General features: G+C 57.1%; 15 protein-coding genes. 1 reads left to right on the top strand and 14 read right to left on the bottom strand.

Annotated elements, in window-relative coordinates; genetic code table 11:
• Positions 1 to 6: 6 nt before the first annotated feature.
• The 14 genes from BN1137_RS19480 to BN1137_RS22630 form a co-directional block, all read right to left on the bottom strand.
• Positions 7 to 651, bottom strand: coding sequence for a hypothetical protein (locus tag BN1137_RS19480; protein WP_050720180.1), 645 nt, complete (start codon positions 649 to 651; stop codon positions 7 to 9).
• Positions 651 to 1,085 (bottom strand): hypothetical protein, encoded by a 435-nt coding sequence (locus BN1137_RS19475; RefSeq protein WP_050720179.1) that lies wholly within the window; start codon positions 1,083 to 1,085, stop codon positions 651 to 653. The genes BN1137_RS19480 and BN1137_RS19475 overlap by 1 nt, the downstream gene beginning before the upstream one ends.
• A 66-nt stretch (positions 1,086 to 1,151) precedes the next feature.
• The gene (locus BN1137_RS19470; RefSeq protein WP_050720178.1) at positions 1,152 to 1,541 is read right to left on the bottom strand and encodes a hypothetical protein; all 390 of its coding nucleotides are present in this window, start codon (positions 1,539 to 1,541) and stop codon (positions 1,152 to 1,154) included.
• A 56-nt stretch (positions 1,542 to 1,597) separates the two neighbouring features.
• Complete coding sequence (locus tag BN1137_RS19465) at positions 1,598 to 2,815, bottom strand: phage capsid family protein (RefSeq protein ID WP_050720177.1); 1,218 nt, start codon at positions 2,813 to 2,815, stop codon at positions 1,598 to 1,600.
• Positions 2,816 to 2,876: 61 nt separating this feature from the next.
• Positions 2,877 to 3,830, bottom strand: a complete 954-nt coding sequence (locus BN1137_RS19460; protein ID WP_050720176.1) for a hypothetical protein — start codon at positions 3,828 to 3,830, stop codon at positions 2,877 to 2,879.
• A 238-nt stretch (positions 3,831 to 4,068) separates the two neighbouring features.
• Positions 4,069 to 6,195 carry a portal protein gene (locus BN1137_RS19455; protein ID WP_050720175.1) on the bottom strand — a complete coding sequence of 709 codons (2,127 nt, stop codon included), beginning with the start codon at positions 6,193 to 6,195 and terminating at the stop codon, positions 4,069 to 4,071.
• On the bottom strand, positions 6,195 to 7,808 hold the full coding sequence (locus tag BN1137_RS19450; protein ID WP_232306978.1) for a terminase large subunit: 1,614 nt from the start codon (positions 7,806 to 7,808) through the stop codon (positions 6,195 to 6,197). Before BN1137_RS19450 ends, BN1137_RS19455 begins: the two co-directional genes overlap by 1 nt.
• A gap of 142 nt (positions 7,809 to 7,950) precedes the next feature.
• The gene (locus BN1137_RS19445) at positions 7,951 to 8,448 is read right to left on the bottom strand and encodes a hypothetical protein (RefSeq protein ID WP_050720173.1); all 498 of its coding nucleotides are present in this window, start codon (positions 8,446 to 8,448) and stop codon (positions 7,951 to 7,953) included.
• A 35-nt stretch (positions 8,449 to 8,483) separates the two neighbouring features.
• On the bottom strand, positions 8,484 to 9,353 hold the full coding sequence (locus BN1137_RS19440; protein ID WP_050720172.1) for a hypothetical protein: 870 nt from the start codon (positions 9,351 to 9,353) through the stop codon (positions 8,484 to 8,486).
• Positions 9,354 to 9,533: a hypothetical protein gene (locus tag BN1137_RS19435; protein WP_232306977.1), complete on the bottom strand. Its 180-nt coding sequence runs from the start codon at positions 9,531 to 9,533 to the stop codon at positions 9,354 to 9,356.
• A 43-nt stretch (positions 9,534 to 9,576) separates the two neighbouring features.
• The gene (locus BN1137_RS19430; protein WP_050720170.1) at positions 9,577 to 10,131 is read right to left on the bottom strand and encodes a DUF2514 domain-containing protein; all 555 of its coding nucleotides are present in this window, start codon (positions 10,129 to 10,131) and stop codon (positions 9,577 to 9,579) included.
• Positions 10,131 to 10,622 (bottom strand): lysozyme, encoded by a 492-nt coding sequence (locus tag BN1137_RS19425; protein WP_050720169.1) that lies wholly within the window; start codon positions 10,620 to 10,622, stop codon positions 10,131 to 10,133. The genes BN1137_RS19430 and BN1137_RS19425 overlap by 1 nt, the downstream gene beginning before the upstream one ends.
• Positions 10,619 to 10,831, bottom strand: coding sequence for a hypothetical protein (locus tag BN1137_RS19420; protein ID WP_033129930.1), 213 nt, complete (start codon positions 10,829 to 10,831; stop codon positions 10,619 to 10,621). Before BN1137_RS19420 ends, BN1137_RS19425 begins: the two co-directional genes overlap by 4 nt.
• 266 nt (positions 10,832 to 11,097) lie before the next feature.
• Positions 11,098 to 11,946: a hypothetical protein gene (locus BN1137_RS22630; protein ID WP_198150681.1), complete on the bottom strand. Its 849-nt coding sequence runs from the start codon at positions 11,944 to 11,946 to the stop codon at positions 11,098 to 11,100.
• Between the two features lie 597 nt (positions 11,947 to 12,543).
• Between BN1137_RS22630 and BN1137_RS19415 the strand changes: the two genes are divergently transcribed.
• Positions 12,544 to 13,039 (top strand): hypothetical protein (locus tag BN1137_RS19415; RefSeq protein WP_198150680.1); only part of this gene is annotated, 496 nt, incomplete at its 3' end.

The following is a 13,039-nucleotide window of genomic DNA, read 5'->3' as shown; positions in this document are numbered from 1 at the left end:
CTCAGATCAGAAGAAATTTCGTTTTCGAACTGGGTTATGAACCCTTGCACTCTCGGTTTGCTCTATGCGAAATCGGTATGCCGCGCGGATCCCGCCATAGAATGTGCCGCGGTTAATCTGAGCCAGCTCATGGTTTGTCCACGGCTTGGCCGGAAGCTGCTGCAGGAGATAGGCCGCCCCACACGCCAGCTCATGCGCGTAGTCCTCAACCAGTGCGGAAGGAATGAGTGTTGCAGTCGGTAAAGGCTCAATAGCCCCCACAATGCAAACGTTGCTCAGCGACTCAAGGAAGCGGATAGACTCAGCAGACTGAGCGTGATAGTGCCTTCCAGGCGTCAGAATGATGCCGTCTGCAGTGATGCGATGAAGCACCGACCCGGTCACCTGTGGCTCTCTCACATACTGCCTAGCACCTCGATTGATACTGCTGGCCATCGCAAAGCTGACAGTTTGCCCCTCAAGGACGCTGTCAAATTGGCGTTCCAGATGTATCAACGCGCTTTCTTTACAGAACACGATGGCCGCTTCGACGAGGTAGCTGCGTATGAGCGCGTCAGCACCTTCCGTTTGCGGTAGATGGAGAACCCGCTGGCGAACCAGCGGGATCAGGGAGTCAGGACTGACCAAACGGCTGTCCAACACCGGCACCATTACGCGGACTCCTTCTGAGCACGCAGGGCATCGCGAACACGGGTGCGGAAGTCATCGACCCGCTCACCGGTTTCCTGCTTGATGTGAAGCTCGTACTTCTCGGCCACGGTAGCGAGCTGCGCGGAGGTCATCTTGGCCAGATCCAGGCTGAGGTGCTCGACCACCATGCTCTGCTCAGCAGCAAGGCGGGCGGCTTCGTCCTCTGCCCGGCGGGCCGCTTCGGCTGCTGCGGCCTCGAGCTCAGATTGATGGGCCAGCACACCTTCCAGCTCGTCGGCCTTACGCCAGACGGTCGGGAACTCCAGCAGTTGCATGGCGATGTGGCTCTCCACATCCACTGGGGTGTGGCGCGGGAACACCATGCGGGAACCGGTCACTGTGTCCTTCTTCATCGGTTTGTCGCCGATATAGGCGATTGCGATCTTGTCGCTCACGGTTATTTCTCCAGTCAGGGAAAAGAAAAGCCCGGCACAGGGCCGGGCTCGCAGGGGGCGGAAACCTTAGAGGTTACCCACCATCTCGTAGTGCAGTTTGACCTTGACGGTACCCGTGGCAGCGCCGCCGCCCACCGTCAGGCTGATCTCCTGCCCCTCCTGGGTCATCAAATCATCCACCGGGATGTAGCTGTTCACTGCCGCCGCGGTGTTTTGGGCATTGATGATGGTGATCTCCCCCACCTTCACCGTGAGGGTGGTACTGGCACCGAGCGCCGCGGAGGTGAGCGAGACCCCCACCACCTTGATGTTCGGCTCCACCGGATCGCCAAACACCACCACATCACCGGCCGGCACGGCGGCCAGTTTTGCCACCAGGGTCGGAGAGATGGAGAGATTGCCGAAAGTGCCGTTGAACCAACGGCGCAGGGTCTTAACCAGGGTCAGTTTGGCCATTGAATGGTCCTCTTGTCAGTCTGAGTAAAGGCGCCCCGGGTCGGGGCAGCCCAGGATTAGCGAGCGATCGGGCTCACAGCGGTGTCCAGCACCATACAGCCGTGGTCCTGCACGTTGCCGTTCTTCTGCTTGAAGCGGATCTTCTGCAGACCGGAGATCCAGCTGATGGAGAGCTCGGTACCGTTGTCGTGGTCCGCCTTCTCCTCGTGCATGTTGAAGGAACCGCCTTCCACACCGGAGCCAAAGGCATTGGCCAGCGCCTGGCCGCCCAGCAGGATGGCACGGTCGATGGTGGTGCCCGCGGTCTTGTCCGCCTCCACGCCGGTTGCGGAGTTGGCCGCACACACCTTGACGGTGCTGCCTTGGTTGAAGCGGATCGGCATCCCGGGGTACTGCTTGACCAGGATGTTGCGCCACATGGCACTGTCGCCCTGGAACAACGGGTGACTCCAGCCCTTGCTGCGAGTGATCGCCCCCTGCAGCATCGCCTGCCAGTCTTTGCCGGAGCTCGAGGTGTAGAAGTCATGCCACTGGCGCGGGGTGACATAGAGCAGGTACAGGGGGTCACCAGTGTTCGGGTCGGAGCCGAAGCGGATGGGCTGGATCGGGTTGGCCATTTCGGCCAGGAACAGTGCCATGTTGTCCACACAGCCCAGGTTGAAACGGTCAGCCGCGTCGATCGCCTCGAAGGAAGTGGCATCCCCGCCGAAGAAGTGGCGCTCGTAGGTCGGAGCCGTCACCTTGTTGACCATGATCTCGCCGAACTCGGGATCTTCCCCCAACGGTACGATGATGTCGGTGGCCATGTAGTCGCCTCGGGCGCCGGCCAGCTGGATCATGCCACGCTGGTCGGTCAGGCGACCGTAGTAGCCATCAGCCAACATGGTACGAGCGATCTGACGCAGGTCGTGCTTGGTACGCTTCTGGCTCATCTTGCCGCCGGCATCCACACCGTGACGGGTCTGGTTGATGGTCAGACCGAAGTCCGCCTGTGAGAGGTTCTCCAGGCGACCGGCGATCTTCTTGTCGCCCATGGTCGGGCGGCCAGACAGTTGATGGAAGATCTGCATGTCCACTTCGGTACCGGCCTGCTTGCTCAGGTCGGTGATACGGACAACGGGAGCACCATGGCTGGTCTGCTTGCCGCCGTTGATTTTGACGCCCTTGGGCGCCTCCTCGGTCAGCATATTGACCAGGGAGTGGGTGCGGTTGGCCTCAGTAAAGAGGGCCACCTGCAGGATTTTATTGGCTTGCGCCTGGGTGACTTGGGTCATGATCCTCTCCTACAAAACAAAACCCCGGCACTGGGCCGGGGTCGGAATGGGTTTGGCTGGTTTACAGGTCGTGCTCTGCAAGCAGGGCTTCGATCTGGGCAGCGGACATGTTGGACATCTCAGCCATCAGCTGCTCTTGGCTCATGCCGCCGTACTTCTCGAGTTTGCTCTCGTGCTGTACGGACTGGCCGAGGTCTGACGGGCTTTGCGGAATATGGTCGCGCTCCTCGACCTTCTTCTGGGGTGCCAGCTTCTCGGCAGGCGGGGCCTGCTGCTCTACCGGGTCACCAAAGGCGGCCTTGGTGCGCTTGGCCACTTCCGCAAAGCGCTCCGTCAGGGGTTTATCCTTCCACGCGGGATCCTCTTTGAGGCGCTCATCGACACTGACGGCAAAGGTGGCGCGGTCCTGGTCCTTCTCCATCCACGTTGCAAGTTCAGGTACCGCCTGCAGCGCAGTCTGAACATCGTTCGGGACAGAGGGAGCCTGCGACTGGGTGGGCTGCTGGGGTGCCGGTTGCGCGAGCTTGTTCAGGCGGCTGGCAATACCGGTCAGCACCTTCCCGATCTCGGGATAGTCCTGGGCCAGTTGCTCAATCTCCTTAACGTCGAGCGCATCCGGGTCAGCGTCGGGCTTGATCCCGTGCTTTTCCAGCAGAGCCTGCAGTCGCTCCCGTTCGCCGGCTTCGGCCTTGAGTTGCGCATTCTCGGCGGCGAGTGCCTGCCGCTGCGCCCGCTCAGACTCCAGCACGTCGTAGGGGATCTGGTGCTTACCATCTTTGGACAGGATGACTTTGGCGCCCGCCTGCCCTTCTTCCTGGGTGTCGTCCTGGGTGGTCTTGCCCTGCACCTCGGCCGCCGGCGGCGCGGTCTGTTCGCCCTTTTCGTCGATGTGGGTGGCCTGTTCGTCCTGCTTCGGTTTCTCGGTGTCGCCACCATCCTCCAGCGCATTCAGCGCGGCCTCAAGCTCCTCCAGTGATTCGGTACCGGTGAGGTTGTCAAAATCGATGGGGTCCATAGTTATCCTCGTGGTGTTTGCGGGTGGTATCGCTGCCCAAGCGGGGGAAGGCTCTCGGAAAAACCCTCTCCGGCTGGGGCAGAAATGACAAAGCCCGCACAGGGCGGGCTCAATCATCAACGGTACTAAACACAAAACCCGGCGCAGTGGCCGGGTCTGGAAACGAAAAAGCCCAATCTCGAGAGACTGGGCCATGTTGGGGAAATCCTAACGCTGGCAGGTGGTGAATGCAACAGCCTTAGAGCGCGATCTCGTCAATCTGAGCTTGGATCGTCTCAGCAAGCTGGGCCTGCAGCGCAGCACGCTCGGCGGAGATCTGCTCCCCCTCTTGCTGCATGAGCTCCATCTCCTGCAGCACCTTGCCCGTATTGGCCTGCTTGAGAGCGTCATCGAAGCGCATGGAGTCGATTTGCTTCTGCAGGCGCTGGGCCTCTGTCTGCCATTTGGCGGCCCTCGCCTCGATCTCTGCGACCTTGGCCTCGGCCTCCCGCATCGCCAGCTCCTGCTGAGCTTGCTGCATCTGCGCCTGCTGCTGGGCTGCCTGCTGCTCCTCCGGCGTCATCTGGTCGGCCGGTTTAGCGATCCCCAGGGCATTGCGCACCCGCTCGGCAAACTCGTGCTTGTTGGGCACATCCATGAGCTCGACCAGCATATCGAAGCAGGCTGCTTGAGCCTGGGGCGGCAAGCGGGTCATAGCTTCCATCATCCGCTCAGCCAGCTGCTGCTTGTAGGCCGGAGTCTGCTGAATCGGGGCCAGAGCGATATGGGCACGTAGCCGGGTCACATCGTTAGTCAGCATCTCCCCTTCTGGCACGTTGAGCATGACGGCCTTGCGGCGCCCCTTGTCTTCCCGGTTGATGGTCACCTTCACATTTCGACGCTGCGAGAGCTCCTCGAGGAGATATCCCAGGGCAAGCTGCCCGACCAGCTGCCGGCCAAACCGGTAGTTGTCGTTGATCTCGGAGAGTGTAGTGGCGCCTTGCTCCACCAGGTTGGCGATGGCCACACCAGATTGCCCAGTCTCCCCCTGCCCCAGATAGGCGGCATAGACCCCCATGGTGTCCTGGATCAGCTTCACGCTGTCCTGCATCACCTGGAATTGTTGTGCCGCCACCTGGAAGTCCTGCTCCACCTTGAACACGTCCGCGATGGTCTGCTTGTTCTTGCGGTCCGGGTTCAGTTCGATCAGCCCATCGGCGCGCTCCACCTCCTCCATCACCTGGTCGCGGCTCATGTTGGTGGCGTCCTTGTCCATGATCACCCGCTTGGCCTGCAGCAGCCAGGTGAGCTTGATACGGCGCAGGTTCACCTCATCCTGGGCTGGGATGGCCCGGGCAATCAGGCCATAGGGCTCACGACTGCGGTCCTTGCGGTACCCCCAGAACGGCACCAAGGGGTACATGTTGTGCGGAGCGCTGCAGGGGCGATCGACCAGGGCATGGGGGCCTGCGAACCAGGCCTCACGGATAGTTGCCACCGGCTGGCGCTCCACGACCCCGCGGCCCAGCGAAACGGCGGCGAGGTGAAGCTCGTTGGACTCATCGAACTCGATGGCTCGCCCAGACTCGAGCAGCAGCACGCGGCGCATGGTGTAGGTGCGGTAGTAGACCACCTGCAGCAACAGGCGCTTGCGGTCGGTACTGCACCACTCCACCTGGCGGGCATCGAACTGCTGCCACTCATCAAAAGCGTTCTGGGTGCTGGCATCCATCCCCTCAATGGAGGCAACGCTCACCACCCCGTTCCAAGTCTCACCGACACTACAGCGCAGCACCTCGGCCTTGCTGGGGAACATGGTGTATGCCTCATCGAGGTCAAGCCAGCGGCGGCGCATCAGCCAGCGGCTATCGGAAAGATCCAACTCCCGGTGGTGCCAGTCCCAGAACACCTCGTCCCGGTGGACGAAGCTAAACCGGAAGCGTGGACCGAACGGGTCAGGATTGCGGCGCACCTCCACCCAACCGATGCCCGTCTTGATCTGGCTGGCATAGGCCTCGCCACAAGCACGATCACAACCGCCGAGCCGGGCCATGTCGGCAAACTCCGAGTTCACCGCCTCGGCCAGGAGCTCGTACTCCTCCTCGATGTCATCAGCGACGACCATCAGGTCGGTTCGGGTCTTAGCTTCCATCCCCAGCACACCGTCGATAGTCGGGGCGATCAGGTTGTGGATCGTGGTCGGCTGGCCACGGTCCTTAAGCACCTTGACCACGTTTGGCGGTAGCTGGTCCCCGTCGTAATAGGCACAACAGAGATTGGCGAAGGTGCGCCAGTCGGGCTGCCCCTGGATGTCGCTCATCAGGGCGAGCAGGCGCGTGGTATCGAGACGCCCCTTTGCGGGCGCCTTGGTCGGAGTGTCGTTCATCAGTGGGCCATCCAGTGCTTTTGTTGGCGGGGTGTGTTGTCTCGGACGATGCGCGCCGGCATGCGTGCCCGCATCTCTTGGGAAATCATGTAGCTCATCAGCTGATCATCAAAGCAGCCATCCTGGGCGTTCATCCGGCCTTTCTTGTCATAGACATAGCTGGATGCTTCGTGGACGGTACCGATCCAGCGGATCCCGGACTGACCAGCTCGCAGCAGGGTCTTGAGCCCATCCACGACAATGGGCTTACTCTGAGCCGTTGTCAGCCAGCCCAAGCGGTCTGTCTCGTCGTCGCTTTCCCGGTCGATATACTCCTGTGAGTAGATGCGCCGAGTCGGGTAGATGTCGCGCAGGCGCAGCAGGAAGGCGTGGCCGTGGTTGTTGCGCTCAGGGCCGACGAAGGCAGGGCCATATTCCTCGGATCCATACCAGCGCCCCACATGAGCGACCAGCTGCGCCAGCAGGCCCGGGTCCAGGTGCCCGAACCAGTGCGCCACCTGCTCGCCGTTGCTGCGTTTCACCACATCAAATGAACTTCGGTCGCCGTGCTCCAGTCCCTCGGAGATGTCCACGCCGATCGCGTAGTCCTCCTCCTGGTCTGGGAGCTCCCACACCAGCAGCAGGTTGGCCAGGCTACGCTGACCCCGCTCATCCAGCGTCTCGGGACCATTCACCCGCTCACGCTTGCCGGTGACGGGATCCATGTCGTAGACCAGCTCAGGGGGCCGGCAGTCGCCTTCGGCGCGCATGGTCATGCTTGGGGCGAACACTCGGCGGCCGGAGGTGAGGAAAGCTTCCAGCGGCGTGCTGGGGAACTCCTGCTTCATCTCATCGCCCTGGGTGAACTCCTTGAGCACATACCACTGGCGCTGCTCGTCGGTGATGGAGCAGTCCATGGCCTGCTCCACCGCGTCGAAGTATTCGGCCTGCTCCTTACTCATGGTCACGCCACTGGCAGGGACATCTGCACGGTACTTGGGATCTTGCCACCAGGCGAAGAAGTGGAACTTCCAGTCTTGCTGGGTCAGCTCGCTACACGCCCGAGCGAGCTCCAGCGACTTCATGCTCATGGCGTGGAAGTCGCCGCCAACCCCTTCCGCAGTGCTCTCGATAAAGGCGATAGCGCCAGGGTGAATGGCGTTGAGGGTACCGGTGCGCACCTCTTTGGCCTTCTCGGGGTACTTGGCGCAGATCTTCCCGTGCTCGGAGACATGCAGGCGCTGGACGGTACCGGAGCGGAAGGATGTGGCCACCTGGATGCTGGAGCCATGGCGGAACAGAATGTAGCCACCATTAGCACCGCCGCGGCGAGAGGCTATCGGGAAGCAGGCCTTGAGCCACTTAGGTAAGTTATCGAACGGCACTTCAATCTTGGTGCGGTAAATCTCGCCGGCGGCCGTCAGATCCTGGGCGATGATCCCGCACTTGAGGTTCTTGTTGAACAGCGCTTCATCAAGCAGGTAGATGTCTATGGCAGTGGAGAACCCGAGCTGGCGCGCCTTGAGGATGATGTTCAGGTACCACATTGTCCTGAACAGCAGCTCCTGTGCCGGGCGCAGCCTGAATTGCACCAGCTCACCTTGCTCGTTCTCCACCTTGTAGAGGTTGCTCATCCTCCACCATTTATCACTTAGCTTCGAGCGGATGTATGCAAGCTGCTCCTGCTCGTTCATGGTAGAGATATCGGGTTCTGTCATGGGCGGATCTCAGGTAATAAAAAACCCACCGAAGTGGGTTGGATGTCGTGCGTTGTAGTTACGGTTCAAACCTTCGCCGCATCTCTAGACGGATCAAATTGTTCAGCTCGTCCTCATGCCGATGCTGAGAATTCTTACTGTTAGGGTCGTAATCTGGAAATATTGCCGCCAGCTGGCTCATGGCATCGAGCCTGACCTGCATTTCGGCATCAGCTCGAAGAGTTTCAGCTATCTGTTTAGCCTCTGCACTAGCGGCAGCACAATGCTTGATATATTCGATAAACCTATTGGCATCTTCTGTATTACTTATCAAGGCCCCTGTACAGCGGCTCTTTTCGTAAAATGGTTGAAGCTCAACAAACTCGCGATGAATAACAATAGTATTTATGTTGGAACGAGACTCTGCACTGACATAGCCTCGGCCCAAGCTAGGACAGGGAGGAAGCTCGTAGTAGATCATCAACCCACGCACCAACTCTTCCATGATATAACCGGGCACAGGCTCATCAGCGATTAAGGTATATCCACCATCGCCATCTCCGCTATAAAACTTCATCGCCTTCCCCAATCCTCAAACCCTATATGATTTTATCACGACATCAGCCCCCCAGTTCCCATGCCCTGTAACTCAGCCATCATCCCGCTGACCGGGGTGGACTCACTACCGCCATCCTTCTCCAGCCTATCGGCTTCGGCCGTCAGCTTGCGAGTGGCAGCTTGGATGCGGCGAGTATCTTCCTCAATTTTGGGCACGCTGACGGCATCTACCATCAGGGCACTCAGGGTCCGCTCGATGGACTCGATACGCTGAATGTTGCGGTCGAGGGCCTGCTCGGCTTTCAGGATCTTGTCGTAGAGCGCAATGCGGTCGGCCATCTCGCTGGCAGTGACCAGGTCCTGCTGCAGCCCCTTGAGCAACCCAGTGACAGAGATGACTCGTGCCCGGGTGAAGTCCAGCTCGTCGCGCAGTTGCAGTTCGCGGGCTTCGTTGAACAGCTCTGGGGAGTCGAGGAACTTGGCATAGCCGCCGTGGGTCAGGGCCGGTCGGTCGCCGGGCTTCCACTGCGTGACAGGGTTAGGGTTGCCTGGGTTGCCCTCAGTAAAGCGACCGCTGCTATCACGGCCGTTTGTATTCGCGTTCTGGCCTGAGTCAGCTTGGGTGTGAGTGGATGAGGATGACCTTCCCCCTCTTCGCTCTCCCCCTTTCGTCTTGCCTTCATTCCCCTTGGCTTGCGCACGTTGCGCAGATTGCGCAGTTTTGCGCACTTCGGACTGCGCAGTTTGCGCAGCTACGCGAGATTTATCGGGTTGCGCAGGGGATTGCCCCCGAGATTTCAAATAGCGACGCGCCGAGTTGTAGTTCAGGCCGCGGCTGTCACACCAGTCTTTCGCACTGATGCCGGTCGCTTCATGCTCCTGCAGGAATTCTGCATTGAGCTCTGCCCAATCGGTCTTTGCCATTTAGAGAGATAACTCGCCTTCAACGATGGTGTCACCAGGTACCGGCTTGTGAGTAGCTGGAACCACAACGGAAACACCGGAGGAAAGAACAACCAGGGCCTCGCCTCCGTCGTAGTGCTCTACGCTGACGATCACCCCAGTCACGTCGATACCGTTTATCACTTCACTGCTCCAGTTCATCTGCATCACCTTCTCCCCTTCCCCAGAAAGACAAACCCCGCCGTTATGGGCGGGGTTTCATGGTCGCGGTGCGCAGAGAGTCATAGGCACGCTCGCAGGCTAGCCCTGATGCTCGAGCTCTGTCATACGCTGCTGCCAGCTCACCCGCTCTTTCGTCAGCCCGGCTGAGCAGGTCGGCGAGCACCACGGCAGGCTGTTCGGCTGCCGGGCTTCCTTGGGCAACGCCGGGATTGCTGGCGCACTGACTTGCTCGGGCTGCCAGGCGGCGGGCTTGCTCGCGCAGCCGGCCAGACTCAAGGCCAGCAGCAGTGGCATCAGCTTGTGCTTGGGCGATTTCTTCTTGTGCATAGTCTCTCACCTCATCGATTTCAGACTGACGGCGCAGCTCCTCTTCCCGGGCCTTCTGCTCGGCCTTGGCCCTGGCAGTAGCGAGGCGGGTAGCCTCTTCATTCCACTTCGCCAGCCAAGTCTTGCGCTCCCCCTCCTCCCCAGCAGCATGACCGGAGCGATAGAGCGCCACCCCACCGCCTGCCAGGGCGACTATCACCAAGGCGCCGGCCAGAAACGGCACAGCCTTGCCCTGCGGAGTCATCCCCATCATGCCCCCTTGCACTTCGTATTGAGGCGCAGCCGGTCTTTCCAGAGCCCGGGGCATACCCGGTTCCCTGGCGCCGAGCAGTCCTGATTGCCGGCACGCTTGAACAGCAGGATCGCCTCACAGGCCCCTGGGTAGTCACCAGCGTTCAGGCGCTTCACGATGGTGGAGCGGCAGAAGGCGCCGGGGCCGATGTTGTGGGAGAGCTCGACATAGGCGTCGAACTCATACTGGTGAAGTGGCACCTTGATGCAGGCCTTGAGGGAGTCCTCGAATACCCGTACCTCCCGCAAGCTCCTGTTCACCGCGGCAACAGGCGCGATGGTGTCGCCCATCTTGACCCCTTCAGTGCTCCCAAATCCGATGGAAGGGAGTTTGGTGCCATGTACCGGGTCGGGATAAGCCACTGGCTCGTACCCCTCCCGATTCAGGATCCCCACAAAGCCGGCGGCGCTCAGCGTGAGTGCTGCGATTGCGATGCGGACCTTGCTCACTCTGCACCTCCCTGCTGGCGGCGCGGCTTGATGATATTCGACCAGATGAACCAGCCCATCTGAACCGCTATCCACATCAACGTTGCAGCCAGCACCCAGTCATTGAGCGAGTACCCGGCCAGCGTCATGCCAGATACAACCACCGGTGGCGCGCTCTTTGCCACACCCGCAGCAGCAGCAGCCGTCGCGAGCTCTTCTTCTTTCCCCATGCATCGCCCCTCCAGAAACGACAAAGCCCGCACGAGGCGGGCCAGAAACGAAAAAGGCCAGGGTCACGGGGACTCTGGCCATCTTTGGGCAATACTAACGCTGGATGATGTGGACATCAACACCTAGAACCATCCTCCTTAAGCTATCGTTTATAGACAGAAGAATACAAAAAAAAGTACGGTTGCATTCATTATTATAAGCAGGAGCGTCAACAAACCATAAATATTGACCTTACTCAATGCTAATTGCTCGAGCAGCGTCCACATCATAACGCCTCCAGATTTATTAATTTTTCAATTTTTGGCCTCGCATAATAGAAGCCCTGTACTGCCCAACATCCTGTAGAAAGAACTATCTCACTTTGTTTTTTCGTTTCAACCCGGCTAACTATAGTGTCAATTTCGTGTTTTTCTTTTAAATAAAATAGCACATCCTTGAATTTATTAACTTCATCCTTTGACTGTGGTGGAGTGTCGAATTTCACACATTTAAAAATCCCACTCGAAATATAACGCTCTCGCCAATCTCCTCCACGCCATAAAAAATTCTCAATCACTAAATTTACGTTGTTTTCGCACAATCTGGTTAGTGTGTGTATTGAAACATTATTAGAGATAAATACTCGACCACCGATCTCAATATACAAGGAGATCCCATGGGTATTAAAAATAGATGAAAAATGTATAAGTGACTCTTCAAGAGCATATAACACCCTTGATTCTACTTTAAAGAAAATAGCTGTAGCCTTCTCATGCAATGCTCTTAAAAGAGCATCACTGAGCTGCAGGAGCGTTAACTCTATTAATGAGATGGAATCACATGAATTATAGAACGCTGTTGTCAACAAATTACCTTTCGGTCGATAGTAAACCTCAAGCAATCTAACATCATAATCATGTCTTTTTATTCTAACCTCGTCTAAAGAACTACTTACCCGCATTAACATAGCTGCAGGGGTAATTGTTTGAAGAACGGGATGAAAGGCATTGATAATGGATCTATTAAAAAACTCTTTCCGTTTCGAGTTCAATGACTCTAAGCGTTCAATACCATTCATCCTGCAAGACCGAACATCCACTCCAACGCTACGCGCCACTATTCTCAAGTCAGTCATGCCCCCTCCCAACAAGATAAATGTTCACATCAAGTATAATAAAACGATACAACAAAGACTAAAAATGAAAGCAAGCTAACAAAAACAACGCACAACAGATCAAACATACTCACCATAGTGAACCACAACAACCAGAAAACACATGGTCAGAAATTAACGAAAATGAAAAAGCACAAAGATAACCAAAAACATAACCAAAAAAAATAAAAAATATAATCGTACATACAAAACACGCCAACCGGCACAAATCCCCTATATCCTCCTTCAGTTTATTCCCTCTTTTTGGCAGACGCCTTCTAACTCGGATGATCCTTCTACCGGTGCGCCGCTCTGCTTTTTCTTCGCTTTTCGCTTCCTCACTTTTTCTTACGTTTGCGGTTTCACTTTCTACTGTCCTCTATCTATTTTCCATATTTGGATCCCGCCAGGGTTTTAAGCCTATGAATTTATGAAAAATCTTTTTTACAATTAGCATAGCACCCAGACCAGTGTCACGACAAATGGCGCTTATATTGGTATAAGGTTTTTTATATGGCGATAGATCTGACCAACCCGAATAGTATATAGTGAACTACCTTTTTCTATATGTGTAGCATCATGAACAATACTTCATTCAATATATTTTTTTACAAAATACTAACTATGTTGTTAATATCGATGTTAGTTACGTCGTGTGGCGGTGGGGCTGAGTCCGATACTTCTCCCCCACAAAAAATCATCAAAGAAATTCACATTGAACCGCAAAGTAAGTTAGCTCACGGGATCAGCCAAGAGCAGCTACCCATAGGGCTTGTCGCCCAGTACCAAGCAGTAATTACTTATACAGATAACACAACAACTATCATGACCGATGGGGTGCTATGGAGCACTTCAAACTCCAACGCCTCAGTTACATCAACTGGAATAGTTACAGCCAGAACCCCCGGTGCAGTAGTGATCAGTGCCTCTCTCGATAACATCATGGGAGAGAGAAGGTTGATGATTTCTGATGCCACCCTCACCGCTATCCAACTCACTCCGGCCGCCGCTTCGATCGTCGCCGGCCTGACCCAGCAGTACATCGCACAAGGCATTTACTCTGATAACTCCAGTG

The organism is Aeromonas tecta (assembly GCF_000820185.1).
Taxonomy (GTDB): Bacteria; Pseudomonadota; Gammaproteobacteria; order Enterobacterales; family Aeromonadaceae; genus Aeromonas; species Aeromonas tecta.
The sequence above is the reverse complement of the archived record's forward strand: the minus strand, read 5'-3'. Positions and strand labels throughout refer to the sequence as shown.

Bases quoted from the DNA above. Each gene is read 5' to 3' on its own strand.
- BN1137_RS19480 (WP_050720180.1), bottom strand. From the start codon at position 651: ATGGTGCCGGTGTTGGACAGCCGTTTGGTCAGTCCTGACTCCCTGATC.
- BN1137_RS19470 (WP_050720178.1), bottom strand. From the start codon at position 1,541: ATGGCCAAACTGACCCTGGTTAAGACCCTGCGCCGTTGGTTCAACGGC.
- BN1137_RS19465 (WP_050720177.1), bottom strand. From the start codon at position 2,815: ATGACCCAAGTCACCCAGGCGCAAGCCAATAAAATCCTGCAGGTGGCC.
- BN1137_RS19460 (WP_050720176.1), bottom strand. From the start codon at position 3,830: ATGGACCCCATCGATTTTGACAACCTCACCGGTACCGAATCACTGGAG.
- BN1137_RS19455 (WP_050720175.1), bottom strand. From the start codon at position 6,195: ATGAACGACACTCCGACCAAGGCGCCCGCAAAGGGGCGTCTCGATACC.
- BN1137_RS19450 (WP_232306978.1), bottom strand. From the start codon at position 7,808: ATGAGCAACCTCTACAAGGTGGAGAACGAGCAAGGTGAGCTGGTGCAA.
- BN1137_RS19445 (WP_050720173.1), bottom strand. From the start codon at position 8,448: ATGAAGTTTTATAGCGGAGATGGCGATGGTGGATATACCTTAATCGCT.
- BN1137_RS19440 (WP_050720172.1), bottom strand. From the start codon at position 9,353: ATGGCAAAGACCGATTGGGCAGAGCTCAATGCAGAATTCCTGCAGGAG.
- BN1137_RS19435 (WP_232306977.1), bottom strand. From the start codon at position 9,533: ATGAACTGGAGCAGTGAAGTGATAAACGGTATCGACGTGACTGGGGTG.
- BN1137_RS19430 (WP_050720170.1), bottom strand. From the start codon at position 10,131: ATGGGGATGACTCCGCAGGGCAAGGCTGTGCCGTTTCTGGCCGGCGCC.
- BN1137_RS19420 (WP_033129930.1), bottom strand. From the start codon at position 10,831: ATGGGGAAAGAAGAAGAGCTCGCGACGGCTGCTGCTGCTGCGGGTGTG.
- BN1137_RS22630 (WP_198150681.1), bottom strand. From the start codon at position 11,946: ATGACTGACTTGAGAATAGTGGCGCGTAGCGTTGGAGTGGATGTTCGG.